This is a genomic window from Hylemonella sp. GW821-FHT10B10 (assembly GCF_059415585.1).
On the sequence record NZ_JBWKNN010000003.1, the window covers coordinates 34,873 to 60,476 of the forward strand.

The 25,604-nt window shown below is 65.5% G+C and carries 27 protein-coding genes; 11 read left to right on the forward strand and 16 right to left on the reverse strand.

Translation table 11 applies throughout. The features are described 5' to 3' along the window. Positions 1-7: 7 nt before the first annotated feature. Genes mrdA through AC07NT_RS13725 form a run of 4 tightly spaced genes read right to left on the reverse strand, consistent with a single transcriptional unit; the run spans position 8 to position 4,528 of the window. Complete coding sequence (gene mrdA / locus AC07NT_RS13710; protein ID WP_498599606.1) at positions 8-1,990, reverse strand: penicillin-binding protein 2; 1,983 nt, start codon at positions 1,988-1,990, stop codon at positions 8-10. A gap of 13 nt (positions 1,991-2,003) precedes the next feature. After that, positions 2,004-2,534 (reverse strand): rod shape-determining protein MreD, encoded by a 531-nt coding sequence (mreD, locus tag AC07NT_RS13715; protein ID WP_498599604.1) that lies wholly within the window; start codon positions 2,532-2,534, stop codon positions 2,004-2,006. Next, positions 2,531-3,469, reverse strand: coding sequence for a rod shape-determining protein MreC (mreC, locus tag AC07NT_RS13720; protein WP_498599601.1), 939 nt, complete (start codon positions 3,467-3,469; stop codon positions 2,531-2,533). The genes mreD and mreC overlap by 4 nt, the downstream gene beginning before the upstream one ends. A gap of 15 nt (positions 3,470-3,484) precedes the next feature. Beyond that, positions 3,485-4,528, reverse strand: a complete 1,044-nt coding sequence (locus AC07NT_RS13725; RefSeq protein WP_498599599.1) for a rod shape-determining protein — start codon at positions 4,526-4,528, stop codon at positions 3,485-3,487. 212 nt (positions 4,529-4,740) lie between these two features. Here AC07NT_RS13725 and gatC point away from each other — a divergent pair, with 212 nt between their 5' ends. From gatC to gatB, 3 genes are read left to right on the forward strand one after another with little or no spacing between them, the layout of a single operon-like run. Continuing rightward, complete coding sequence (gatC, locus tag AC07NT_RS13730) at positions 4,741-5,046, forward strand: Asp-tRNA(Asn)/Glu-tRNA(Gln) amidotransferase subunit GatC (protein ID WP_498599597.1); 306 nt, start codon at positions 4,741-4,743, stop codon at positions 5,044-5,046. Further along, a complete protein-coding gene (gatA, locus tag AC07NT_RS13735) occupies positions 5,043-6,533 on the forward strand; it encodes an Asp-tRNA(Asn)/Glu-tRNA(Gln) amidotransferase subunit GatA (protein WP_498599596.1) in 1,491 nt (496 codons plus the stop codon). The genes gatC and gatA overlap by 4 nt, the downstream gene beginning before the upstream one ends. Position 6,534: 1 nt before the next feature. Continuing rightward, entirely contained in the window at positions 6,535-7,980 is a 1,446-nt protein-coding gene (gatB, locus tag AC07NT_RS13740) for an Asp-tRNA(Asn)/Glu-tRNA(Gln) amidotransferase subunit GatB (RefSeq protein WP_498599595.1), read from the forward strand. Positions 7,981-8,024: 44 nt separating this feature from the next. On the opposite strand, the gene AC07NT_RS13745 is transcribed toward gatB, so the two are convergent. Together AC07NT_RS13745 and pyrE are read right to left on the reverse strand one after the other, a co-directional pair. Then, entirely contained in the window at positions 8,025-8,675 is a 651-nt protein-coding gene (locus AC07NT_RS13745; RefSeq protein ID WP_498599594.1) for a DUF4124 domain-containing protein, read from the reverse strand. A gap of 5 nt (positions 8,676-8,680) precedes the next feature. Continuing rightward, positions 8,681-9,370 (reverse strand): orotate phosphoribosyltransferase, encoded by a 690-nt coding sequence (gene pyrE, locus AC07NT_RS13750; RefSeq protein WP_498599593.1) that lies wholly within the window; start codon positions 9,368-9,370, stop codon positions 8,681-8,683. A gap of 10 nt (positions 9,371-9,380) precedes the next feature. Between pyrE and AC07NT_RS13755 the strand changes: the two genes are divergently transcribed. Next, on the forward strand, positions 9,381-10,172 hold the full coding sequence (locus tag AC07NT_RS13755; RefSeq protein WP_498599592.1) for an exodeoxyribonuclease III: 792 nt from the start codon (positions 9,381-9,383) through the stop codon (positions 10,170-10,172). 13 nt (positions 10,173-10,185) lie between these two features. Here AC07NT_RS13755 and AC07NT_RS13760 read toward each other — a convergent pair whose 3' ends face one another. Then, the gene (locus tag AC07NT_RS13760; protein ID WP_498599590.1) at positions 10,186-11,520 is read right to left on the reverse strand and encodes a DUF3422 family protein; all 1,335 of its coding nucleotides are present in this window, start codon (positions 11,518-11,520) and stop codon (positions 10,186-10,188) included. 83 nt (positions 11,521-11,603) lie between these two features. Between AC07NT_RS13760 and AC07NT_RS13765 the strand changes: the two genes are divergently transcribed. From AC07NT_RS13765 to AC07NT_RS13775, 3 genes are all read left to right on the forward strand, one after another. Then, on the forward strand, positions 11,604-12,242 hold the full coding sequence (locus tag AC07NT_RS13765) for an MBL fold metallo-hydrolase (RefSeq protein ID WP_498599674.1): 639 nt from the start codon (positions 11,604-11,606) through the stop codon (positions 12,240-12,242). Between the two features lie 125 nt (positions 12,243-12,367). Beyond that, complete coding sequence (locus tag AC07NT_RS13770) at positions 12,368-12,973, forward strand: hypothetical protein (RefSeq protein ID WP_498599588.1); 606 nt, start codon at positions 12,368-12,370, stop codon at positions 12,971-12,973. A 76-nt stretch (positions 12,974-13,049) separates the two neighbouring features. Further along, positions 13,050-13,691, forward strand: coding sequence for a hypothetical protein (locus tag AC07NT_RS13775; RefSeq protein ID WP_498599586.1), 642 nt, complete (start codon positions 13,050-13,052; stop codon positions 13,689-13,691). Between the two features lie 49 nt (positions 13,692-13,740). Here the strand turns inward: AC07NT_RS13775 and AC07NT_RS13780 are convergent, their stop codons facing one another. Further along, positions 13,741-14,604: a M48 family metallopeptidase gene (locus AC07NT_RS13780; protein ID WP_498599584.1), complete on the reverse strand. Its 864-nt coding sequence runs from the start codon at positions 14,602-14,604 to the stop codon at positions 13,741-13,743. A gap of 37 nt (positions 14,605-14,641) precedes the next feature. On the opposite strand from AC07NT_RS13780, the gene AC07NT_RS13785 reads away from it, so the two are divergent. The 4 genes from AC07NT_RS13785 (at position 14,642) to AC07NT_RS13800 (ending at position 18,308) form a co-directional block, all read left to right on the forward strand. Continuing rightward, complete coding sequence (locus AC07NT_RS13785; RefSeq protein ID WP_498599582.1) at positions 14,642-15,973, forward strand: AmpG family muropeptide MFS transporter; 1,332 nt, start codon at positions 14,642-14,644, stop codon at positions 15,971-15,973. Between the two features lie 84 nt (positions 15,974-16,057). Next, on the forward strand, positions 16,058-16,771 hold the full coding sequence (locus AC07NT_RS13790; protein WP_498599673.1) for a response regulator: 714 nt from the start codon (positions 16,058-16,060) through the stop codon (positions 16,769-16,771). Positions 16,772-16,783: 12 nt separating this feature from the next. Further along, the gene (locus tag AC07NT_RS13795) at positions 16,784-17,974 is read left to right on the forward strand and encodes a sensor histidine kinase (RefSeq protein WP_498599581.1); all 1,191 of its coding nucleotides are present in this window, start codon (positions 16,784-16,786) and stop codon (positions 17,972-17,974) included. A gap of 106 nt (positions 17,975-18,080) precedes the next feature. After that, the gene (locus AC07NT_RS13800; protein ID WP_498599580.1) at positions 18,081-18,308 is read left to right on the forward strand and encodes a hypothetical protein; all 228 of its coding nucleotides are present in this window, start codon (positions 18,081-18,083) and stop codon (positions 18,306-18,308) included. A 244-nt stretch (positions 18,309-18,552) separates the two neighbouring features. Here AC07NT_RS13800 and waaF read toward each other — a convergent pair whose 3' ends face one another. The 8 genes from waaF to radA all read right to left on the reverse strand — a co-directional run bounded on the left by waaF (position 18,553) and on the right by radA (position 25,550). Then, entirely contained in the window at positions 18,553-19,554 is a 1,002-nt protein-coding gene (gene waaF / locus AC07NT_RS13805; RefSeq protein WP_498599671.1) for a lipopolysaccharide heptosyltransferase II, read from the reverse strand. Positions 19,555-19,570: 16 nt separating this feature from the next. Further along, complete coding sequence (locus AC07NT_RS13810) at positions 19,571-19,777, reverse strand: zinc-finger domain-containing protein (protein WP_498599578.1); 207 nt, start codon at positions 19,775-19,777, stop codon at positions 19,571-19,573. 10 nt (positions 19,778-19,787) lie between these two features. Continuing rightward, entirely contained in the window at positions 19,788-20,726 is a 939-nt protein-coding gene (locus AC07NT_RS13815) for a branched-chain amino acid transaminase (protein ID WP_498599577.1), read from the reverse strand. A 52-nt stretch (positions 20,727-20,778) separates the two neighbouring features. Continuing rightward, positions 20,779-21,216 (reverse strand): glycerate kinase, encoded by a 438-nt coding sequence (locus tag AC07NT_RS13820; protein ID WP_498599575.1) that lies wholly within the window; start codon positions 21,214-21,216, stop codon positions 20,779-20,781. Positions 21,217-21,228: 12 nt separating this feature from the next. Then, a complete protein-coding gene (locus tag AC07NT_RS13825) occupies positions 21,229-22,062 on the reverse strand; it encodes an aldo/keto reductase (RefSeq protein ID WP_498599574.1) in 834 nt (277 codons plus the stop codon). After that, positions 22,059-22,466 carry a GlcG/HbpS family heme-binding protein gene (locus tag AC07NT_RS13830; RefSeq protein WP_498599573.1) on the reverse strand — a complete coding sequence of 136 codons (408 nt, stop codon included), beginning with the start codon at positions 22,464-22,466 and terminating at the stop codon, positions 22,059-22,061. Before AC07NT_RS13830 ends, AC07NT_RS13825 begins: the two co-directional genes overlap by 4 nt. A 211-nt stretch (positions 22,467-22,677) precedes the next feature. Beyond that, positions 22,678-24,186, reverse strand: a complete 1,509-nt coding sequence (locus AC07NT_RS13835) for a PglL family O-oligosaccharyltransferase (RefSeq protein WP_498599572.1) — start codon at positions 24,184-24,186, stop codon at positions 22,678-22,680. Next, positions 24,183-25,550: a DNA repair protein RadA gene (radA, locus tag AC07NT_RS13840; RefSeq protein WP_498599571.1), complete on the reverse strand. Its 1,368-nt coding sequence runs from the start codon at positions 25,548-25,550 to the stop codon at positions 24,183-24,185. Before radA ends, AC07NT_RS13835 begins: the two co-directional genes overlap by 4 nt. Positions 25,551-25,604 lie beyond the last annotated feature (54 nt).

Sequence of the window (25,604 nt, forward strand, 5' to 3'; positions counted from 1 at the left end):
CCTTGCCTCAGGGCTCCACGCTCACCTGCACACCGGCCTTGCCCTTGGGCGGCCAGGCCACCTCGGCCGCCAGGCGCGGCTTGCCGATGGGGAAGGCCGCGCGGCCCTGCTTGACGGCGGCCAGGTCTTCCTCGCTCGGGTATTGGCCCAGCAGCCAGTAGTCGAAGACACGGCGCGCCATCGGGGCGGCGTGTTCGGCGCCGAAGCCGGCGTTCTCGACGATCACCGCCAGCGCAATCTTGGGGTCATCCACCGGCGCGAAGGCCATGTACAAGGCATGGTCACGCTGGTGCTCTTCCATCTTGCGCGCGTCATACTTTTCTTTTTGCCCGATGGTCACGGCCTGGGCGGTGCCGGTCTTGCCCGCGCTGAGGTACTTGGCGCCGGCAAAGGAGCGTGCCGAGGTGCCGTCCTGCGTCACCGCCGCCAGCGCCCGGCGCACTATGGCCAGGTTCTGCTGGCCATAGTGCAGGTCCTCTGACGGCCTCTTGGCCACATCCTGGATCGTCTGGCTGCCGGCATCCTGCGTGCCGATCACGAGATGCGGGATGTTCTTGACGCCGTTGTTGGCCAGGGTGGCCGTGGCCGAGGCCAGCTGCAGCATGGTGAAGGTGTTGTATCCCTGGCCGATGCCCAATGAAATGGTCTCACCGGCGTACCACTTCTTCTGCTCGGGCCGCTTGTAGGTCTTGCGTTTCCACTCCTGGCTGGGCAGGACACCGCGCACCTCGCCCTGGATGTCGATGCCGGTGATCTGACCGAAACCCAGGGGTTTCATGAAGTCGTGGATGACGTCCACGCCCAGATCGTTGGCCAGGGAGTAGTAATAGACGTTGCTGGACTTGACGATGCTGCGGTGCATGTCCACCGGCCCCAGCCCGCCGTCCCCGTGGCTGCGAAAGGTGTGGTCACCGAAGGTCCAGGAACCGCCGTCGTAGATGATGGCCGTGGGCGAGCGCTTTCCGGTCTCCAGCGCCGCCATGGCCATGAAAGGCTTGTAGGTCGAGCCCGGCGGGTAGGTGCCGCGCAGGGCCCGGTTCAACAGGGGCTTCTCGATCGATTCGTTGAGGGCCTGCCAGGACTCGGAGTCGATGCCTTCGACGAACATGTTCGGGTCGAAGGTGGGCTTGCTGACAAAGGCCAGGACCTCGCCGTTGCTGGGATCGAGCGCCACCAGCGCCCCGCGCCGCTGGCCGAACATCTCCTCGACCAGGTTCTGCAGCTTGATGTCGATGGACAGCACCACGTTGTTGCCCGGCTTGGCCGTGCTGCTGGCGAGCTTGCGCACGGCGCGGCCGCCGGCCGACGTCTCGACACGCTCGAAGCCGGTGACGCCGTGCAGGTGTTTCTCGAAGCTCTGCTCCACACCGAGTTTGCCGATGTAGTCGGTGCCGCGGTAGTTGGCCTGGTCCTCGTCGTCCCACTCCTCCTGTTCCTTTTTCTCGGCCGGGTTGATGCGTCCGATGTAACCCACCACATGGCTGCCGAGCTCACCCCAGGGGTAGTTGCGGAACAGGCGTGCGCGGATGTCCACGCCGCTGAAGCGATAACGCTGCACCGCGAAGCGCGCCACCTCCTCGTCGGACAGGCGGGTTCGGATGGGCAGGGACTCGACCCCCTTGGTTTCCTCCATCAGCTTGCGGAAACGCCGGCGGTCGCGCGGTGTGATGTCCACCAGTTCGGCCAGCTGGTTGATGGTGCCCTCCAGGTTGTCCACCTGGGCGGGCGTGATCTCCAGCGTGTAGGCCGAGTAGTTGGTCGCCAGCGGGATGCCATTGCGGTCCAGGATCAGGCCGCGCGTGGGCACCAGGGGAACGACCGTGGTGCGGTTGATCTCGGCCTGTTCCTGCAACTCGGCGTGGCGCACCACCTGCAGATAGAGCAGGCGGAAAAAGAGAATCAGGAAACAGGCGAAAACCAGCACCGAGACGACCAGCACGCGCGCACGGAAGCGATGCAGGTCGGCTTCGACGTTGCGCAGTTCGGTCATGACAGACAGTACTCTACAAGGGCCGGTTGGCGTCGGGGTCGGGCGCGCGCCGCTGCGGCAGCAGCAGCAGCAGGGAGGCCACCGGCCACAGCAGGGCTTCGATCAACGGGGCCAGCAGCAAGGAAAAACCCGGGAAATTGCCCCCCACCATCAGGCGCACGGCCAGGGCCACCGCATGGGCGGCGATCAACAGGGGCAGCACGTGCACCGACTGCGAGGCCAGCGTGAACCACAGGAGTCGGCGATGGATGGCAATGGCCAGGAAATTCAGCACGGCGTAGGCCAGGGCGTGTTGCCCCAGCACGCTGCCCTGGTGCACGTCCATCAGCAGGCCGAACATGAAGGCCGCGCCGATGCCGATGCGCTGCGGCTGATGCACGCCCCAGAAGACCAGGGCCAGGGCCAGCAGATCAGGTGCCCAGGCAGCGCGCCCCCACAAGGCGATATTGAGCAGCAGATTGAGGCCGAAGGCAGCAAAGAGGCTGCCCCAGATGAACAGGGGATTGGCCGGCAAAAGCAGCTGCTGGCCGGGACGCATGATCATTTCTGCACCCCCTTGCTGCCGTCTCGTCGACCCGTCTTCAAGGCGAGCGGAGCCTTTTCCTGCGGCCGCGACGGCTGCTGCCCAGCCAGGCTGGGCAGCACCAGCACCTGCGAGGCACCCGCCACCCGGGCCTGCGGCACGCAGTAGATAAGGGCAAAGGGCAGCTCCACGCGGCGTTCGACCTTCTCGACACGCGCCACTGGCAGGCCAGGCGGGAAGACACCGTCGATGCCACTGGTGGTCAGGATGTCGCCGGGCTGCACATCGGCATTGCTGCCCATGTAGCGCAGCTCCAGCGCCCCGCCGTGCAGGCTGGGGTCGCCAAAGGCCACGGCGCGCACGCCGGTGCGGATGTTGAGCACGGGGATGGCCTGGTCGGCGTCGATCACCAGCGTCACCTCGCTCAGCGAAGGGTAGACGCGGGTTACCTGGCCCAATACGCCGGATTCGTCCAGCACCGGGGAGCCGGCGCTCACGCCGTGGATCAGGCCCTTGTCGATGATGACCTTGTGGGCGTAGGGATCGGCCGCGTCGTAGAGCACCTGCGCGGCCAGCCCCGGCGTGGGCATGCGTTCGCGCAGGTCCAGCAGCTGGCGCAGGCGCTTGTTCTCCTGGGACAACTGATCGAATTGCTGCACGCGTGGCGACTGCAGACGCAGCTGCTCGCGGTAGGTCTGCGCGTCTTCCTGCGCACTGCGCAGCGACTGCATCTGGCGGAAGCCGTCGCGGGTCCAGGTCACGGGCTGCACCAGGGCCCATTGCACGGGATAGAGCACCGAGGCGATGGTCATGCGCACCGGGCCGGTCAGCTGAAAGCGCGTGTCGGCCACCATGAGGAACAGCGCCAGGGCGCTGAACAGCATGAGCTTGGACAGGGCCGAGGCGCCCTGCCGGAAGAAGGGGGGAGGAGTCCTGTCCAGCGTACCGAAAGGCATCGCTGTACCTGCCGATTATTCGTTCGTGAAGATGGCGCCCAGACGGTCCATGCGTTCGAGGGCGATGCCACAGCCGCGCACCACGCAGGTCAGCGGGTCCTCGGCCACCAGCACGGGCAGGCCGGTTTCTTCGGACAGCAGACGGTCCAGATCACGCAGCAGCGCGCCGCCGCCAGTCAGCATCATGCCGCGGTCGGCGATGTCGGCGCCCAGTTCGGGCGGGGTCTGCTCCAGCGCGTTCTTCACGGCCGAGACGATGTTGTTGAGCGGGTCGGTCAGGGCTTCCAGGATCTCGTTGGAAGAGATCGTGAAACTGCGCGGCACGCCTTCGGACAGGTTGCGACCGCGCACTTCCATCTCGCGCACCTCGCTGCCGGGAAAGGCCGAGCCGATGTTCTTCTTGATGGACTCGGCCGTGGGTTCACCGATCAGCATGCCGTAGTTGCGGCGGATGTAGTTGATGATGGCTTCGTCGAACTTGTCGCCACCCACACGCACCGAGCCCTTGTAGACCATGCCGCCCAGGGAGATCACGCCAACTTCGGTGGTACCACCGCCGATGTCGACCACCATGGAGCCCGAGGCCTCGGAGACGGGCAGGCCGGAACCGATGGCCGCGGCCATGGGTTCCTCGATCAGGTAGACGTCGCTGGCACCGGCGCCCAGGGCCGATTCACGGATGGCGCGGCGCTCGACCTGGGTCGAGCCGCAGGGCACGCAGATGATGATGCGCGGGCTGGGCTTGAACACACCACGCGGGTGGACCATCTTGATGAACTGCTTGAGCATCTGCTCGGTGACGGTGAAGTCGGCGATCACGCCGTCCTTCATCGGGCGGATCGCCTCGATGTTGCCAGGCACTTTGCCCAGCATGGCTTTGGCTTCGTGGCCGACCGCCTGGATGGTCTTCTTGCCCTGCGGGCCGCCTTCGTGGCGGATGGCCACCACCGAGGGCTCGTCCAGGACGATGCCGCGGTCGCGCACGTAAATCAGGGTGTTGGCCGTGCCCAGGTCGATGGCCAGGTCAGTGGAGAAATACTGACGGAAAGCTCCAAACATTACTCGTTCCTCTCTGAGGGCACGAGCGAGCTTCGCTCGCCCGTCGCCCGGTGCGCAGGATGCGCGGTTGTGACTCGGTGCGCAGCGCCGTAATCCCCGGGAGCAGGAAAGGGCGCCACTAAAGGCGGGATAATACCCTATCCCCTGTGTATAACCCGCTGTTCCGGGGCCCCTCGGCCCCCGGGATTACACCCGGTTTCAACCTGCCCGCCATGTCCCTGACCTCTGCAGACATCTCGCGCATCGCCAATCTGGCCCGGCTCGAGCTCAGCCCGGCCGAAAGCGAACGCATGCGCACGCGCATCAACGGCTTCTTCGACATCGTCGAGCAGATGCGCGCCGTCGACACTGCGGGCATCGAGCCCCTGGCCCATCCCACCATGGCCGCCGCCACCGGCCAGGCCGCGCTGCGCCTGCGCGAGGACCGCGCCACCGAGCCCAACCAGCGCGAAGCCAACCAGCAAAGCGCGCCGGCCGTCGAACGCGGCCTCTTCCTGGTTCCCAAAGTCATTGAATGATGTCTGAACTGCACCAACTCAGCGTGGCCGAACTGGCCCGCCTGCTGCGCGACAAGAAGGTCTCGGCCGTCGAGACAGCCCGGCATTTCCTCGGCCGTATGTCGGCCCACCAAGACCTCGCCGCCTTCGTGGCCGTGGACGAAGAGGCCACCCTGGCCCAGGCCCGCGCGGCCGATGTGGCCCTGGCCGCGGGCTCAGCCACCCCGCTGGCAGGCGTGCCCATCGCGCACAAGGACATCTTCGTCACCAAGGATTTCCCCTCCACCGCCGGCTCGAAGATTCTGGCCGGCTACCGCTCGCCCTTCGACGCAACCGTGGTCCGTCGTCTTGCAGAAGCGGGCACCGTGACCCTGGGCAAGCTCAGCTGCGATGAGTTCGCCATGGGCTCGGCCAATGAAAGCGTGGCCGTACCGGCCGTGGGCCACAGCGCCCCCGCTCCGGTGCGCAACCCCTGGGACAAAAGCCGTGTACCTGGCGGTTCCTCGGGCGGCAGCGCCGCTGCCGTGGCTGCCCGCCTTGCCCCGGCCGCCACGGGCACGGACACCGGTGGCTCCATCCGCCAGCCAGCCTCCTTCTGCGGCCTCACGGGCATCAAGCCCACCTATGGCCGCGCCAGCCGCTACGGCATGATCGCCTACGCCTCCAGCCTGGACCAGGCCGGCCCCATGGCCCGCTCAGCCGAAGACTGCGCCCTGCTGCTCTCGGCCCTGTGCGGCCCGGACCTGGACCGCGACTCGACTTCGCTGGATGTGCCCGCGGAAGATTTCAGCCGCAGTCTCGGCGACAAGCTCCACGGCTTGCGCATCGGCATCCCCAAGGAATTCTTCGGCGCCGGCCTGGCCGCGGACGTGCGTGCAGCCATCGACGCTGCACTGAAAGCCTACGAAAAACTCGGCGCCAAGCTGGTGGAGATCTCTCTGCCGCTCACCGAGCTGGCCATCCCCGTCTACTACATCATTGCCCCGGCTGAAGCCAGCTCCAACCTCTCGCGCTTCGATGGCGTGAAGTTCGGCCACCGTGCCGACCAGTACACCGATCTGCTCGATATGTACAAAAAAACCCGCGCCGAAGGCTTTGGCGATGAGGTCAAGCGCCGCATCATGATCGGCACCTATGTGCTGAGCCACGGCTACTACGACGCCTACTACCTGCAGGCGCAGAAGATCCGCCGCATGATCGCCGATGACTTCCAGCAGGCCTTCAAGGACTGCGACGTGATCGCCGGCCCCGTGGCCCCCACGGTGGCCTGGAAGCTCGGCGACAAGAGCGAGGACCCGGTTGCAGCCTACCTGGCCGATATCTACACCCTGCCTGGCTCCCTGGCCGGCCTGCCGGGCATGAGCCTGCCCGTGGGTTTTGGTGAGGGGAACATGCCTGTGGGTCTGCAGCTGATCGGCAACTACCTGCAGGAAAGCAAGCTGCTCAACGCCGCCCACGGCTACCAGCAGGCCACCGACTTCCACCTCCGCACGCCAGGAGGTTTTTGAGATGACCGCCAAACTCGTCCAGGGCTACGAAGTCGTGATCGGCTTCGAGACGCATGCCCAGCTTTCCACCGAAAGCAAGATCTTCAGTCGGGCTTCGGTCGCGTTCGGTGCCGAGCCCAACACCCAGGCCTGTGCGGTGGACCTGGCCTTGCCAGGCACCCTGCCCGTGATGAACCGCGGTGCGGTGGAACGTGCCATCCGCCTGGGCCTGGCCATCGGTTCGCACATCGCACCACGCAGCATCTTTGCACGCAAAAACTACTTCTACCCCGATCTGCCCAAGGGTTACCAGATCAGCCAGTTCGAGATCCCCGTGGTGCAGGGCGGCGAGGTGTCCTTCTTCCTGGGCGAAGAGAAAAAGACCGTGCGCCTCGTGCGCGCCCACCTCGAAGAAGACGCGGGCAAGTCCCTGCACGAAGACTTCATCGGCCAGAGCGGCATCGACCTGAACCGCGCTGGCACCCCGCTGCTGGAGATCGTGACCGAACCCGACATCCGCTCGAGCGACGAAGCCGTGGCCTATGCCAAGGAGCTACACAAGATCGTGACCTGGATAGGCATCTGCGATGGCAATATGCAGGAGGGCAGCTTCCGTTGCGACGCCAATGTCTCCGTGCGCAAGCCCGGGGCACCGCTGGGCACACGCCGCGAGATCAAGAACCTGAACAGCTTCAAGTTCATGCAGCAGGCCATCGACTTCGAGGTGCGCTGGCAGATCGAACAGATCGAAGACGGTCACGCCATCCAGCAGGCCACCGTGCTCTTCGACCCCGACACCGGCGAGACGCGGTCCATGCGCACCAAGGAAGACGCTGCCGACTACCGTTACTTCCCCGACCCCGACTTGCCGCCCCTGGTGATCGAGTCCGAGTGGATCGAGCGCGTGCGCAGCGAACTGCCCGAACTGCCACGTGCCATGGCCGCGCGGTTCGTGGCCGACTACGGCCTGCCCGAATACGACGCCACCACGCTGACACAGAGCAAGGCCATGGCGACCTATTTCGAGACCACCGCACAAGCCTGCAAGCAACCCAAGCTGGCCAGCAACTGGATCATGGGCGAGGTGTCGCGCCGCCTGAATGCCGGCGAGACGGTCATTGAACAGGCTCCGGTCAGCGCAGCCCAGCTGGCCGCGCTGATCACGCGCATCGCCGACGGCACCATCTCCAACAACGCAGGCCGGCAGGTCTTTGACTCGCTCTGGAGTGGCGAAGGCCAGGATGTGGATGCCCTCATCGAAGCCAAGGGCCTCAAGCAGATGAACGACAGCGGTGCGCTGGAAAAGATCATCGACGACGTCATCGCCGCCAATCCCGACAACGTGGCCCAGTTCAAGGCCGGCAAGGACAAGGCCTTCAATGCGCTGGTGGGTCAGATCATGAAAGCCAGCAAGGGCAAGGCCAACCCGCAACAGGTCAACGACCTGCTACGCAGCAAGCTGGCTTGATCGATCGGGGCAGACGCAGACCGGTCGGCACCGGCCTGCCCGGCTCAGCTGGCTGGCGCGCCGATCTGGGCCCAGAGCTGTTGCAGGCGCAGCAGCTCTTCGTCGAAACGGGCGTTCACACGGACCAATTCGGCGTCCTGGTCGGCGATGAACCGCTCCTGCACGGCCATGCTCTTCTCGTTTTCATCCACCAGACGCTGAAGTGAAGGCGGCACCTTGCTGGGGTCCTTCGCATAGAACTCCAGTTCGACGTCAAGCTCCTTGCGCTGGCGTTGCAGCTCCCGGACGCGGTTCATGGCAGCTTGGCGCACCACAGTGATCTGGGCGAGGGCTTCGGAACGCTCCTTGTCATGCACAGAGCGGCTGGGGTAACGCACCAGCAGGGCGCGCTCGCGACGTTTTTCCTCGGCCTGCCGCGCCTGCTCCTCGGCTTCACGGCGCTTTTTGGCCTCCAGCGCAGCGCGCTCAGGCCCGGTCAGGGTAGGGGGAATGATGGCGCGCACCGTGCCACTGGGGTTGAGCAGCCTCTGCTCGCGGTCGGCACATTCACGGATGGGGCGGTCGGAAGTGAGCTTGCGCCCCTTGGCATCCACACAGGTGTAAATGCCGCCTTCGACGCTGGCCTGTGCGTGCACCTGCAACGCGCTGCCCGCCAGCAGCACGCCCATTCCTACCACCCCTGCCAATCGCTTCATGTTGATCAATCCTGGACGCCGTATTTTTGCCGGTACGCCAGCACACGCTGATGGTCAGCGGCCAGGCCGGTACGGCTGTGTTGTTCCAGATAGTGCAATAAATCAGCCAGTTTCGCAATGGCGGCCACCTGCAATCCCAAGCGATTTCGTACGTATTGCACAGCGCTGTAGGGCACGTCCTGGCCGTTTTCGGTGGCCATTTCCTGCCGGTCCAGGGCGATCACCACGCCATGGGGCGTGGCACCGGCCGCCTCGATCAAGGCGATGGACTCGCGTGCAGCCGTGCCCGCAGACATGACATCGTCCACGATCAGGACCCGGCCCTTGAGCGGCGCGCCGACCAGGGTGCCGCCTTCGCCATGGTTCTTGGCTTCCTTGCGGTTATAGGCAAAGGGCACGTTGCGCCCGTGCCGCGCCAGCTCCACGGCCAGGGCCGCCCCCAGCGGGATGCCCTTGTAGGCCGGGCCGAAGATCATGTCGAACTCGATGCCGGACGCGATCAGGCGGCGGGCATAGAATTCGGCCAGCCGGCCCAGCTTGGCCCCGTCGTCGAACAGCCCCGCATTGAAGAAATAGGGGGAGAGCCGGCCGGCCTTGGTCTTGAATTCGCCGAAACGCAGCACGCCGCACTCGACGGCGAAAGCCACAAAATCCTGGGCCAGGCTGTCCTGCCCACTCACCACACCGTCCGCCATGGGAAATTCCTTGTTCAAACTTGTCAGCCTCAACCTCAACGGCATACGCTCGGCCACCGGCAAGGGGCTGGAGGCCTGGCTGGACCAGACTCGTCCGGATTGTATGGGGGTACAGGAGGTCAAGGCCCAGGCGGAAGACGTGGCGGGCCGCTTCGAAGAGCTGGCCGGCCTGCGCGGCTACTTCCATTACGCGGAGAAAAAGGGCTACTCCGGCGTGGGTCTCTACACCCGGCACGAGCCAAGCGATGTCGTCATAGGCTACGGCTCACCCGAATTCGATGCCGAGGGCCGCTACGTGGAGCTGCGCTTCGACACCCCGCACAGCAAGCTGTCTTTGGTCAGCTGCTACTTCCCCAGCGGCTCTTCAGGCGAGGAACGCCAGCAGGCCAAATTCCGCTTTCTCGACCAGATCTACCCGCACCTGCAGACTCTCAAGCGCGGGCGCGAGTTCATTCTTGTGGGCGACGTCAACATCGCCCACAAGGAAATGGACCTGAAGAACTGGAAGGGCAACCTCAAGAACTCCGGCTTCCTGCCCGAAGAGCGCGCCTGGATGACCAAGCTGCTGGACGAGGGCGGCTTGGTCGACGTCTATCGCCAGCTGGAACCCGAGGCGACCGATGCCGCCTACACCTGGTGGAGCAACCGCGGCCAGGCCTACGCCAAGAACGTGGGCTGGCGCATCGACTACCAGCTGGCCACGCCGGCACTGGCGGCCTATGCACGCAGCGTATCGGTCTACAAGGGTGAGAAATTCAGCGACCACGCGCCGCTGACGGTCAGCTACGAAGGCGTGCTGTAACGCCCGCCGTGGCTCAGTTCCCGGCGTGCAGCTTGGCATGGATGCGCCGTGTCGTGCGCCACACCGCCCAGAGCACCAGCGGGATCAGGGCACCCACGGCCATCTCGGGATTGAGCGGCGCACCTGCGGCCTTGGCCGCCTTGACAACATACAGCAGCAGGCTGACCACGTAGTAGGAAATCGCCGCAATGGACAGGCCCTCCACCGTGGTCTGCAGGCGCAGTTGCAGTTCCTGGCCGCGCGTGAGCTTCTCCAGCAACTGCTGGTTCTGCGCCTCGGTGGCGATATCCACCCGCGTGCGCAGCAAGGCGCTCGCACGTGAAACGCGTTCGGACAGCGAGGTCAGGCGCTGCGAGGTGGCGGCCACTGTGGCCATGGCCGGCGACAGACGGCGCTGCAGAAATTCGCCCAGGGTCTGAGTACCCGGCACGGGCTGCTCGCGCAACTCGACCAGGCGCTGGCCGACCAAGCTGTCATAGGCCCGTGTGGCCGCGAAACGGTAGTCGTGCTCGGCGGTAGCCCGCTCCACGCGCGCGGCCAGTGCGATCAGGATATCGAGCAGCTCCTGTTCCGATGCCTGTTTATTTTCCAGCTGTGCCGTGATGCCAGCGAGTTGCCCCTCGGCCTCGGCCAGCATGGGCCCCAGGCTCTTGGCCACGGGCAGGCCACGCAGGGCCATCAGGCGGTAGGTCTCCAGCTCCAGCAGGCGCTGCGACACACGACCGGCCCGCGTCTCTGTCGTCGCGGTCGGCGCGATCACCAGCAGGCGCTCGAAACCGCTGTCGCGCAGCTGGAAATCCGTGACCACCAGCGAGTGGCCGTTGTTGCCCAGGACCGAAGCCACCACCGGGTGGTCGCCGAACCAGCGACGCGCTTGCGCCAGGCTGGCCTCCGGCGGGGACACCTCGCCATGCACCATGGCCAGCTTGATGGCCGCGATGGTACGGCCCGGTATCTCGCGCAACCACTGGGGGCTCACCACCAGCGCGCGCAGCAATTCCGGATCATCGGCACCCAGGCGCGCATGCGGGGGCAGCGGCTGCACGATGGAGTACCGCGTGAACTCGGTGTGACGCTCCCACTTGACGGTGTAGCCCTCGAAGCGCAGGCGCAGGAAATTGGCCTGCAGGCGCTCCGGCGTCAAATCCTGCTGGCCCGGCAACAGGCGCAGGTGCTCGCACTCCCGCTCGCGACAGATGCCATCGTTGAGTACAGCCACATAGATCACCAGGGCTGGCAGGCGGATGCGCGCCGAGGGACGGGCGTGCACCTCGTTGTGCAACATGGCACGCTGGGTATCGTCGGCTGGCAGCAGGCGGGCGGTTTCAGCAGAAGCGTTCACGTTCATGAGCCGCATTTTGCCGGCATAACGCGATGCCGCCGTGCAAAATGCGACTTTCGCCGCCTGTTTCACCCTCCCTTTTCCCGGCCATGCTCAAGTACCAGACCGTTCCCGTCACTGCCTTCGAACAGAACTGCTCCATCGTCTGGTGCGACGAAACGATGGAGGCTGCCGTCATCGACCCGGGCGGCGACCTGCCGCGCATCACCCAGGTGGCCGCCCAGCTGGGCGTCAAGCTCAAGGCGATCTGGCTGACCCATGCGCACATCGACCACGCCGGCGGCACGGCCGAGCTCGCCCGCCAGCTCCAGCTGCCCATCATTGGCCCCCATCCCGGCGACCAGTTCTGGATCGACCAGTTGGCCGAACAGAGCCGCATGTTCCGTTTCCCGCAATCGGAGCGCTTTACGCCTTCACGCTGGCTGCGGGACGGCGACACGGTGACCATAGGCCACTGCACCCTCAACGTGCGCCATTGCCCCGGCCATACGCCCGGGCACGTGGTCTTCCACTCCCCGGAGGCGCAACGCGCTTTCGTCGGTGACGTGTTGTTTGCCGGGTCCATCGGGCGCACCGACTTTCCCCAGGGCAACCACGGCGACCTGATCCGTAGCATCACCGAACGACTGTGGCCCATGGGCAACGACACTGTGTTCATTCCCGGTCACGGACCCGAAAGCACCTTCGGTCGTGAACGCCAGTCCAATCCATTCGTGGGCGGAACGTAAGCACACGCTACTGTTCATCTTCTCATGTGGCAGGGCGTACAGAAACCCTGTCAGACACTTCAGTAAACGGCGCGGCAGGCCGATCTCCTGAATAATCAAACCCAGTTTGAAACTCAGGAACCATCATGAATCCGCTGCGCGCCCGTCTGCTGGCGCTGGCCCTCTTTACTGCAGCGGCCGGCCCGGCGCCGGCACAAGTTGCCTATGCCGGCCCGGGCCTCTATAGCCTGAGTTACACCCTGCCCGTCAGCGGCAGCTGGGGCCTGCGCAGCGACTACAGCCCGGGCCTGAAGTGGAAAGCTCCTGATAACCGTCTGGATGCCGGCGGCCCTGTCGACATCAACCGCGCCAGCCTGTATGCCGACTGGTTTCCCTTCGGCAGCGGCTTTCGGGTGGTGGGCGGCCTGAATTTCAATGACACCCGCAACGGCCAGGGCATCCTGGGCAGTTATACGGCGGCACCAGCCAGCAGCCCCTATCAGTTGCGCGGCAAATACCCCAGCACCTCCACCTATGTCGGTGTGGGTTATGGCCAGCAAGGCCAGGCCGTCAAGGGGCTGGGTTTTTATGCCGACATGGGGGTTTCGCTGGGCGCCCTGCCCAGCGACGCAGACGCCAGCCAGGGCAGCAATGCCACCGTGGACATGGATGGATGGCGTACGCAAAGCAATGGCTGGCTGGGTTTCCGCTACCTGCCCAGCGTGTCGCTGGGCCTGATCTACCGCTACTGAGCGGCAACCTGGATCCAGATCCTGTTTAGACCGATAGGATCGGTCGTTCATTTTGCCAACGTCCGGCGCCCTCAAAATGAAAAAACGCCTTGTCAGCTCGATCCTCCTGGCCAGCCTCGGTGGTCACATCCAGGCGCAAGACATCTACGGCGGCATCGGCTTGCCCGGCCTGTACACCCTGGGTTATGCCCAGCCCCTGGGCACCAAGTGGGGGGTGCGTGGCGAATATGCGGGCGGCCTGTCGGCCAGCGCCAGCGGCACGGACAACGGTGTGCGCTACGACGCCAACTTCAAGTCCAACCGCGCCGGCCTGTTTGCCGACTGGTTCCCTTTCAGTGGCGGGTTTCGTCTGGTCGGCGGCGTCACAGCCAACGACACCAAACTGAACGTGAATGGCGTGGGCGGCCCCAATACCACCATCGGCAGCGTCACCACCGACACCACAGGCAAGAAATTCAACGTCAGCCTGAAATACCCGAGCACCACCGCCTACCTGGGCCTGGGTTATGGCCACCACGTCTCGACCAAGGGTCTGGGCTTCTACGCCGATGTCGGCGTCACCCTCGGCTCATTCACAGCCGAGATCGATACCGACCTGGTGGGCTACAACGGCATCACCCAGGCCGATGTCGATGCGCAGAAGAAGAAAATGAACGACTCCCTGGGAGGCCTGGGCTACCTGCCCAGTGTCTCCGTGGGCATGGTCTATCGCTTCTAAGTCCTGAGCCCTTCAAGGCACACGCCACTGAAACCGGCCCTACCGGTTTTCACGAACGCGCGGGCGCACGGCGAGCCCGCTCGTAGAGGGGCAGCACCTTGGGCAGGTTCTTTTCGATCTCCGAAATGCGCGTCTTGCCCGAGGGATGGGTGGAGAGCCATTGCGGCGGTGCCCCTTTGCTTGCAGCACCCATCTTGCGCCACAGGCTGACACCGGCACGCGGGTCGTAGCCGGCACGCGCGGCCAGTTCCAGTCCGACCAGATCGGCTTCGGACTCGTCGCTGCGGCTGAATTCCAGCGTCAGCAAATTGGCGCCGCCGCGCGCCACGCCATCGGTCAGACGCGGGTCCACGCCCAGCCAGGCGGCCACCACGGCACCCCCCACGCGGGCCACGCCCTGGGTCACGGCCCCCTTGCCCATGCGCTCACGCGCGTGCTCGCGCAGTGCGTGCGCCATCTCGTGACCCATGACCATCGCCACTTCGTCATCGCTGAGCTCCAGCCGCTCCAGGATGCCGGTGTAGAAGGCGATCTTGCCGCCCGGCATGCAGAAGGCATTGATCTGGGGCGACTTGATCAGGCTGATCGACCATTTCCAGTCCTGCGCGCGCGGATTCCAGGCCAACGCATGGGGAATGATCCTCCTGGCAATGGCCTGCAGCCGCTGGGCCTGCGGATGATCCCTGGGCAGCAGGGCATGCTTGTTGGCAGCCTGCATCTGGAGCTGGGTGTATTGCTGCTCGGCCGTCTTCTCGACCTGCTCGGCTGACACCAGCTTGGTAAAGGCCGAGTTCTTGCCCACGTCCACGCCGTCGCGCTGCGGCTCGGAGCGCTCATTGCAGCCCGCCAGCAGCGCAGCCGCCAGCAGCAGGACGCTCAGAGTTGCAGGGGGGTGTCGTTTTGTTTTGTTCATGGAAGTGGAACGCGAGGGCTGCGCTTATTATTCCCGTATGACACCAAGTGCGCCCGAACCGGCCCAACTCAAGCCCAGCTGGGGCGCCACCCTGCGGGTCTACCTCGAACCCGCCACCCTGCGCATGCTGGCCCTGGGTTTCGCCGCCGGCCTGCCCCTGCTGCTGGTGCTGGGCACGCTGAGCTTTCGCCTGCGCGAGGCTGGCGTCGATCGCGGCACCATCGGCGAACTCAGCTGGGTCGGCCTGGCCTACGCCTTCAAGTGGGCATGGGCGCCCCTGGTAGACCGCCTGCCCCTGCCGGGCCTGACCCGCTGGCTGGGCTTGCGCCGCAGCTGGCTGCTGCTCTCGCAAGCGGCCATCGTGGCCGGGCTGACCGGCATGGCCCTGAACAATCCGCAAAACGGGCTGCAAACCGTGGTCTGGTGCGCGCTGGTCGTGGCCTTCGCCTCGGCCACGCAGGACATTGCGCTGGACGCCTTCCGCATCGAATCGGCCGGGGCCGAGCGCCAGGCCGCGCTGGCGGCGGCCTACCAGACCGGCTACCGCATGGCCATGATCTGGGCCGGGGCCGGCGTGTTGTGGCTGGCCGCACGGGCCGAAGTGGACGCTACCGGCTACCAGGATGCCGCCTGGGCCACGGCCTACCTGATCATGGCCGCGAGCATGCTGCCCGGCATGCTGACCGTGCTGTTCTCGTCCGAACCCGCGCGCCACGAACTGCCGCCGGCACGCAGTGTGGGCGAATGGCTGCAAGGCGCCGTGGTGGAACCCTTCACCGACTTCCTGGGTCGCTACAAGTGGCAGGCAGGCCTGATCCTGGCGCTGATCGCCGTCTACCGCATCAGCGACGTGGTCATGGGCATCATGGCCAACCCCTTCTATGTGGACATGGGTTACACCAAGGATGAGGTCGCCGCCGTGACCAAGGTCTACGGCGTCATCATGACCCTTGTGGGCGCCTTCGTGGGCGGTGTGCTGGCCATGCGTCTGGGCGTGATGCGCGTGCTCATGCTGGGCGCCCTGCTCAGCGCGGCCAGCAACCTGCTGTTCGCCTGGCTGGGCTCGCGCGGGCATGACGTGACGGCGCTGATTTTCGTGATCTCGGCCGACAACCTCTCCAGCGGCATCGCTTCGGCAGCCTTCATCGCCTACCTCTCCAGCCTGACCAACATCAGCTATTCGGCCACACAGTACGCACTGTTCAGCTCCATGATGCTGCTGGCGCCCAAATTCATCGCGGGTTTCTCGGGCCACTACGTGGACGCCTACGGCTACAGCCACTTCTTCGTCTCCACCGCCCTGCTGGGCCTGCCCGTGCTCTTGCTGGTGGGACTGGCGGCACGCGCCGCCCGGCGGGCCCGCAACTGAGGCGTTTACCTATCTTTACAGCCGCGACAAGCGCGGCTGACCGCTCGCCCCCACCATGGCGGCATGAGCGATAGACTTGCTGACATGAGCCAGCCCCTGCTGATGATCGAAGACGATGCCCGTCTGGCCGCCATGGTCAGCGAGTACCTGGCGCAATCCGGCTACGCCGTTGAAGTCGCCGGCAGCGGCGAAGACGGTCTGGCACGGCTGCAGGCCGCAAATCCTGCACCCCAGCTGCTGGTGCTCGACCTCATGCTGCCCGACATGGACGGGCTGGAGATCTGCCGCCGCATCCGCGCCCTGCCCTCGGCCCTGGCGCAGACCCCCATCCTGATGCTCACTGCCAAGGGCGACCCCATGGACCGCGTGATCGGCCTGGAGATGGGGGCCGACGACTACCTGGCCAAACCTTTCGAGCCGCGCGAGCTGCTGGCGCGCATCCGTGCCGTGCTGCGCCGCCGTAGCGGCGGCAATGGCCCGGCACCTGCCAGCCAGCTGCGCTTCGGTTCGCTGGCCATCGACCGCGACGCACGTACCGTCAGCGTCAACAGCCAGGCCTGCGAACTGACCTCCTACCAGTTCGACCTGCTGGTCACCTTGGCCGAGCGCGCCGGGCGCGTGCTCACGCGCGACCAGATCATGGAGGCCGTACGCGGCCGTGAGCTCGAAGCCTTCGACCGCTCAATCGACGTCCACATGGGCCGCATTCGCGCAGCCATCGAGGCCGACCCCAAGGCGCCCAAACGCATCCTGACCGTACGCGGTGTAGGTTACGTCTTCGCGCGCCAGCAGGACTGACGCGTCCGCAGCATGACCACGCCGCTGATACAGCGCCTCTACATCCGCATCTGGCTGGCCGTGGTGGCCGCCATCGTGCTGCTGACCCTGATCTTCGGCTGGATCTGGCGCCAGGAGGCGGAGCGTGAACGCGCCCAGCGCCCAGGCCGCGAGATCATCCTGCGCAACGCGCAGGGCGAGGTGCTGGGCCAGGCCCAGACACGAGGCTCGCGCGTGCCCGGCCAGGGCTGGGAATTCGAAGTGCCCCTGCGCGATGGTCAGACGGTCTTTGTGCAGTTGCCGCGCCCCGGCAACCGGCCACCTCCCGCACCCCCGCTGGGGCCGGCCAGCCTGCCCCCCCCCTACAACCTGCTCGTGATGCTCGGCCTGGTGGCCGCCGCCGTGGCCCTGGGCGCCTACCCCATCGTGCGCCGCCTGACCAAACGGCTCGAGGCGCTGCAGCAGGGCGTGGAGCGCTGGGGCGAGGGTGACCTGGCACGCCGCCTGCCCGAGGACGGACAGGACGAAGTGGCCTTCCTGGCCCAGCGCTTCAACATCGCCGCCGCCCGCGTACAGGCCCTACTGCTCTCGCACAAGGCCCTGCTGGCCAACGCCTCGCACGAGCTGCGCTCGCCGCTGGCGCGCATCCGCATGGGCCTGGAGCTCATGCAGGCCCAGCCCAGTCCAGCGACCCACGAGGAAATCGCGCGCAACATCCGCGAGCTGGACCAGCTGATCGACGAAATCCTGCTGGCCAGCCGGCTCGATGCCAGCCCCGACGATCTGGGGCCGCTGGAGCCTGTCGAACTGGTCGGCCTGTGCGCCGAGGAATGCGCCCGCACCGGTGCGGAGCTGGATACACCCGCCGGCACCACCAGCGTGCTGGTCATGGGCCTCACCCGGCTGCTGCGCCGCGCCCTGCGCAACCTGCTGGAGAACGCCCGCCGGCATGGCGGCGGTGAGGTAACCCTGACCCTGCAAACCCAGGGCACCCACGTCGAGATCCGGGTCTGCGACCAAGGGCCGGGTGTGCCACCCGCCCTGCGCGAACGCATCTTCGAGCCCTTCTTCCGCCTGCCAGGCGCTTCCGAACGCGAGGGCGGCGTGGGCCTGGGCCTGGCCCTGGTGCGCACCATTGCCCAGCGACACGGCGGCACGGTTCGGTGTGAAGAGCGGTCGGGCGGGGGAGCCTGCTTCGTGCTGCGCCTGCCACTGACGGGCTGAGCAGGCAAACACCTAAGGCGTGAAAAACCGCACAGCGCCGGCCCTGCGGGGGCTGGCGCAGACGACCTGTGTTTCCTATGGTTAGGCCAGCTTGGGGGAACACACCATGAGCGCAACCACATCCCGCCCATCGCGGCCCGATCGATCAGACTTCGTCACGCGGCACCAGTGCTACCGCGGCCTGAAAGTCGAGCAGAACCTGCTCAGCCCGTTCACCATGTATGTCGTGGAGCTGGACCAGTTCGGTCTGTTTATCTCGGATTCGCGGCCCGCGGCCTTCGATATGGCTTTCGAGGCTCTGTTCAGCACCATCCCCTTGGTTAAAACGGCCTGACAAGCACCCTGAATGTCTTATTTCGCGACACTTCTAACGCCATATCCCCAATTTGTGGGATATGCCAAAGGCAAACTGCTGGCTATATTTGGTTCCGTACTGCTGTCACAGTCAATTTTTTCCAAATACCGCCGGTTTGCGTTTTCCTCTAGCAGCGCAGGCCAGCGTCAATGATCCCAACGACGTCCTTTCGAGGACTTTTCAAAGCCACCCGCAAGGGTGGCTTTTTTTTATCCGGAATGCGCTAGACCGAAGCGGCCAGGGCCGTGCGCACGCGGTCGGCCGTGATGTCGTTGAGGCAGCGCAGGTGGCCCAGCGGGCATTCGCGCTGGAAACAGGGCGCGCAATCCAGCGGGGGCTGGTAATCCGGGTCCTGCTTGAGCCAGAGCACCTGGGCCCGCGCGCTCAACGGTGGCGTGTGCTCGGGACTGCTGGAGCCAAAGATCGCCACCTGGGGCACGTCCAGCGCGGCGGCCACATGCATGAGGCCGGTGTCGTTGCTGATGACCCGGCGAGCAGCGGCGATCAGGGCAAAGGCTTCGGCCAGGCTCGTGGTACCGGCCAGGTTGCGGCAGTCGACCCCGGAGGCCAGGGCCGAGATCTCGGTACCCAGCGGTGCCTCCTTGCCTGAACCCAGCACGATCACCGGAGCGTCGAGTTGTCGTGCCAGTTCCGCATAACGCTGCACCGGCCAACGTTTGGCTGAACCATATTCGGCGCCCGGCACGAAGACGTAGTAACCATCGCGCGCCAGCCCCTGCTTCGCCAGCACGGCATCACACTGCGCGGCATCAACCTGCAAGTGCGGCTGGTCGGCTTCGATGCCCGTTTCGCCACTGAGCGCCGAGTAGAAGGCCACCATGGGGGGGCGCTTGTCCTTGGGCGGGTTCTTCAGACGGTGTGTGAGCAGGCCCACGCGCGCCTCGCCCAGGTAGCCCACACGCTTCGGGATGCTGGCCAGGAAAGGCAGCAGCGCGCTCTTGAGCGAGTTGGGCAACACATAGGCCACATCAAAGCGGCCCTCGATCTGCCGTGCCAGCGCACGCCGCGCCTTGAGCTGCAGGCCGCCATGGGCGAAGGGGAATTCGATGACCTCGGCCACCTGGGGCATGGCGCGGTAGACCGGCGCCACCCAAGGCAGGGCCCCCACCGTGAGCCGCTCGCCGCGTGCAGCCAGGCGACGCAAAAGCGGCTCGGTCATCACCGCGTCCCCGATCCACTGGGGCGCAATGACAAGAGCCGCGATACCGCGGCCCTGGGCTTTAGTGGTGGGCGGCGAAATGTTCACCGGCCTTCAGCTTGTACACGGTACCGCAGTAGGGGCACTTGGCTTCGCCGGTGTGTGCCACGTCCAGGTAGACCTTGGGGTGGCTGTTCCAGATCTTCATGTCGGCCTTGGGGCTGGGACAGTAGACGCCCCCCTGGGCGTTCAGGTCCTTGGCCAGCAGTTCAACGGTGGACTTGCTCATCTCGTGTTCCTCAGACTTTGGTCAGCCAGTGGGCGTATTTGGGATTGCGGCCGTTGACGATGTCGAAGAAGGCGTTCTGGATCTTCTCCGTGATCGGGCCGCGCGAGCCGATGCCGATCTCGACACGGTCGAGTTCGCGGATAGGGGTGACTTCAGCAGCGGTGCCGGTGAAGAAGGCTTCGTCGGCGATGTAGATCTCGTCGCGCGTGATGCGTTTCTGCACGATCTCCAGGCCCAGGTCCTTGGCGATGTGGAACACGGTGTTGCGCGTGATGCCGTTAAGTGCGCCGGCCGACAGGTCAGGCGTGTAGATCACGCCGCCCTTGATGACGAAGACGTTCTCGCCCGCGCCTTCGGACACGAAGCCGGACGAATCGAGCAGCAGCGCTTCGTCGTAACCATCGTCCGTGGCTTCCATATTGGCCAGGATGGAGTTGCTGTAGTTGCTCACCGCCTTGGCCTGCGTCATGGTGATGTTGACGTGGTGGCGCGTGTAGCTGGAGGTCTTGACGCGGATGCCGCGCTTGAGGCCTTCCTCGCCCAGGTAGGCGCCCCAGGCCCAGGCCGCGACCATCAGGTGGATGGTGTTGCCCTTCGGGCTCACGCCCAGCTTCTTGTCGCCAATCCAGGTCAGCGGACGCAGGTAGCAGCTCTCGAGCTTGTTGGCACGCACCACATCCTTCTGCGCCTCGTTGACCTGCTCCATGGTGAACGGGATCTTCATCCGCAGGATCTTGGCGCTGTTGAACAGGCGCTCGGTGTGCTCCTGCAGACGGAAGATGGCGGTGCCGTTGACCGTGTTGTAAGCGCGTACCCCTTCGAATGCCCCGCAGCCATAGTGCAGGGTATGGGTCAGCACGTGGATCTTGGCGTCACGCCATTCCACCAGCTTGCCGTCCATCCAGATTTTTCCGTCGCGGTCGGACATCGAGGTCGGTAGGGGGCTCATTCGTTCTTTCCTAAATGGGGATACCCGCGTCAACGGGCGCAAAACCCTGATTTTACGGGGCCGGCGGCAGGCCCGGCATGGTGGTCGAACCGGGGTCGGCAGCGTCCGGGCGGCGGAAGTCCCAGCGCACCAGCTTGCCAGCATGGAATTCGCAAGTCACCGAGGCATCGGAGGGGTCGGTCCAGCGGAACATTTCGGGCTGGCTGTCGGACGGGCTCACCTGCACGCCCAGCGCACGGGTCATGGCCACCACGTGCATCAGCGTCATGCCAGGCTTGAGCTTGGCCTGCAACATGACGGCGCTGTCCACATAACCCAGGGGGCTGTCAGCCGCGCGTTTGAGGATGTGCATGAGACGGGTGAAGTGCAGCATCAGCCACAGCATGAGGGCACCGACGGCGAAGGCCACACCGGCCCAGCCAGCGAAACGGTAGCTCGCCACGACCAGCGCCACCGCGCCGATGGGAAGCAGGATTTTCTGTATTTGCATGCCCCGATTGTCTCAGAGCATGTCCAGCGCCGAAGACCCGGTGGGCGGTGCGAACAGGCGGTTGAGTTCGGCCAATTGGGCGGCGTCCAGCGTCATGTCACCGGCCGCCGCGTTCTCTCGCACACGCGCCAGGCTGGCCGATTTGGGGATGGTGATCACGCCTTCCTGGGCCAGCAGCCAAGCCAGGGCCGTCTGCGCCGGCGTCATGCCGTGGCGACGCGCAAAATCCTGCAGCCCCTTGTGGCGCGACAGCCGCCCCTGCTCGATCGGCGAGTAGGCCATGGTGGCCAAGCCCTGCTGGCGCAGCCAGGGCAACAGATCCCACTCGATGCCACGACGGCTCAGGTTGTAAAGCAGCTGGTTGGCCGCGCAGGCTGCGCCGCCGGGTACGTCCCGAAGCTCGCGCATGTCATCGAGGTCCAGGTTGCTCACGCCCCAATGGCGGATCTTCCCTGCACGTTGCAAGACCTCGAAGCCGGTCACCGTCTCGGCCAGCGGGACAGACCCGCGCCAATGCAGCAGATAGAGATCAATGTGCTCGGTTTTCAGGCGCCGCAGGCTGCGCTCGCAGGCCGCTGCCACACCCTGGCGCGAAGCGTTGTGCGGGTAGACCTTGCTGACCAGAAAGGCCCGCTCGCGCCGCCCCGCCAGCGCCTCGCCTACCACCTCTTCGGCACCGCCCTCGGCGTACATCTCGGCGGTATCGATCAGCGTCAGACCCAGGTCCAGGCCTAGCTGCAGGGCAGCGACCTCCGCCTTGCGCGCGCCGCGGTCCTCGCCCATGTACCAGGTCCCCTGGCCCAGCGCGGAAACATGCTCGCCCGAGGGCAGGCGCACCGTCTTCATGCCGCAAACTTGCCGGCAATGAAGTCCGTGACCTGCTGGTCTTCGGCCGAGGTCAGGCCGCTGACGCCGATGGCGCCGCACAGCACGCCGTCCTTGTTCTTGAGGGGCGAGCCGCCCGGCAGGGCCGTGAGCTGCGGGTCGCAGAAGTAGCCGATCTCGATCTGCTCCCGGTGCAGGCGCTCCAGCACGGCCTGCGTCGTTGCGCCCATGCGTGCGGCGCTGTAGCCCTTGCCCTGGGAAATGGCGACACTGCGCAGCGGCGCACCTTCCATGCGCACAAAGGCCAACAACAGACCGCTGGCGTCACAGACCGAGACACAGACCGGTTTCTTGAAATGCTGGGTGGCATGGGCCATGGCCTGGTCGATCAGGTCACGGGCGAGGGCCAATGTAAGCGTGGGCATGAGCGATCCCTGCAACGAAGTCCAGACGGGACATTCTAGAGAGGGTGGATTGCCTCGCTTGGCAGGGGCCCGGTACAGGGCGATAGCCCTCACGCGCCGCCGCAGTTACCCGACCCGACATGCAGAGAGACGCTGATGTGTCACCCAGGGAGTCGGCCATGTCTCGTACCGTTTCCGTGTCCTGGGTCGCGGCACCTGATGGGCAGTGGCGTCAACTCCGGGAACCCTGCGGAGCTTCCAGGGATGTTGGCTGCTTGATCGACCGGCGCCAGTGGGCATGCTCCTGCGGATAAACCGCCTGGAAACGCGCCTCGTAGACCTCTGCCTCCTTGGCACGACCCAGCAGATAGGCCGCTTCGATCAGCTTGCTGACCACCCGGGGTTCAGGCGAGAAATGCAATAGTTGCACACCCTGGTCATAAAGCTGACCAGCGTTCCCGGGAGTGAGTGGAGTCAGCGTGTAGTGCGCAAAGCGCTGTGCATCGCGAAACAAGAGGCTATCGGCCATTGTGTCCGGGGTCTGCACGCGGTACGCCGGCCAGCGTTGCGACATCGGGCGATAGAGCTGGCTGATGCGCTGGTAGTCCCAGGCCACATAAAGCAACGTCACCAGTGCGAGCCCAGGCATGAGCAGGCCACGCGCCCTGCCTCCGACCGGTATCCCCGTTGCAACGCCAACTTGAAGCGCCCCCCCGGAAGCCAACAACCCAAGCAACACCAGCACGGTGAACTGGAATGGACCGAACCAAAGCGGGTACTCCAGCAGGCTGTGTACGCCGATCAAGCCCAACATCACCCAGGCCATCTGCCGTGGCAACGCCGTCTCCCGCCAAGGACGGGCGTGCCAAATCCACCAAGCGCCCCCAAACAAGAGCAGCATGGTCAGTGGCAGCCCGAGCTCCACCCCGAGTTGCAGCGGCAGGTTGTGCGCGTTGTCGAGTAGCTCACAAAAGCGTGTGCCCTCGTACTGCGCCATAAAGTGGGCATAGTCCAGCTCGCCCCAGCCCCAGCCCAACCAGGGGCGCTGACTGATCAGGGTCAGTACATTGCTCCACAGCACAAGACGGCTGCCGCAATCGGGCACCTCCTCAAGACGAGTCAACAAGTTGGGCGCATGGCCGTCTCCGCCGAGGTAGGGCAGTAGAAACTCGGCCACGAGAAACGCCACCAGCGCCACGATCAGGCGTAGCCTGATCGTGGCTACAGATCCCCGCACAATCCCCGTGAAAACCAACACCAGCAGGCATTCCAGCGCCCCTGTGCGCGACGCCGAAGCAACATTGGCAATGACCAACAGAGCGATCAAGACCAACCGACCTGCGGTCCACGCCCGCGAGCGGGCCGGTCCCAACTCCGCGCACAGGGCCGCCAGCAGGCCCAGATTCATCAAAGTCGCGAACTGGTTGCGCTGACGCAGTTGGCCATAGGCCTCACCCACCTGGGCCGTTTCCACCCACGAAGGCAACAGCGATGTGTAACCCAGGTACTGCCCGAGGCCGATAAGGGCATTGAGCCCACTGGCCCAAAGCAGTCCCCAGTACAAGTGATTCAATGTCAGTCCGGTTCGGCCCACCCACAAGAGAACCAACACGGTCCAGCTGAATAGACGGGGAACCATACTTGGGTCAGGCGCGTAGCCCATTCCCACCAGCCACGGCGCGGCCAGCAAAACGACCAGGCCCCAAGATCGTCTACCTGCCGGAGCGCTCGGCTGCTTCATTCCAAGGTCCGCAACACTTGCAAAGCCTCTTCCACGCGCTCGACGGCGTGGATCGTCAGCCCCTCGATGGCTTTCTTGGGCGCATTGGCCTTGGGCACCACGGCCACGCTGAAACCCAGCTTGGCCGCTTCCTTCAGGCGCTCCTGCCCGCGCGGTGCGGGGCGCACTTCGCCGGCCAGGCCCACCTCACCGAAGGCGATGAAGCCCTTGGGCAGCGCACGACCGCGCAAGCTGGACGTGATGGCCAGCATCACGGCCAGGTCGGCTGCCGGCTCACTGATGCGCACGCCGCCCACGGCGTTGACGAACACGTCCTGGTCCAGACAGGCCACGCCGGCGTGGCGGTGCAGCACGGCCAGCAACATGGCCAGCCGGTCGCGGTCCAGGCCCACCGAGAGTCGGCGCGGGCTGGGGCCACCGCTGTCCACCAGGGCCTGGATTTCCACCAGCATGGGCCGCGTGCCTTCGAGCGTAACCATCACGCAGCTGCCGGGCACGGGCTCGGCGTGCTGCGAGAGAAAGATGGCGCTGGGATTGCTCACGCCCTTGAGGCCTTTTTCCGTCATCGCGAAGACGCCGATCTCGTTGACCGCGCCGAAACGGTTCTTGATGGCGCGGATCAGGCGGAAGCTGCTGTGCGTGTCGCCCTCGAAGTACAGCACTGTGTCCACCATGTGCTCCAGCACACGCGGACCGGCCAGCGCGCCCTCCTTGGTGACGTGGCCCACCAGCACGATGGCGGTGCCGCTGGCCTTGGCCGCGCGCGTGAGGTGGGCGGCGCATTCGCGCACCTGGGCCACCGAGCCCGGCGCGGAGGTGAGCTGGTCGGAATAGACGGTCTGGATGGAGTCGATCACGGCGATGGCCGGCTGGTGCGCGTCCAGCGTAGCGAGGATCTTCTCGAGCTGGATCTCGGCCAGCACCTGGACCCGTGAGCCGTCCAGCCCCAGTCGGCGCGCGCGCAGCGCGACCTGGGCACCGCTTTCCTCGCCGGTGACATAGAGCGTCTTCTGTCCGGCGCGCTGCAGCGCGTCCAGCGCCTGCAGCAGCAGGGTGGATTTGCCGATGCCAGGGTCGCCGCCGATCAGCACCACGCCGCCTTCGACGATGCCGCCACCCAGCACCCGGTCCAGTTCATCCTGGCCGGTCGGTGTGCGTTCGACGTCGGAAGCCTCGATATCTGCGAGGGCGACCACCTCGGCGGTTTTCGCTAGCGCGGCAAAGCGGTTCTTGGCGGGTGCCGCGCTCTCGGACACGGACTCGATAAGCGAGTTCCAGGCATTGCAGTGCGGGCACTTGCCCAGCCACTTGGGGCTGGTGCCGCCGCACTCGTTGCAGGTGTAGATGGTTTTGTCCTTGGCCATGGGCCTATGGTAGCCCAATACTGTATGAATTCACAGATCGGGTATGCCCGAGGC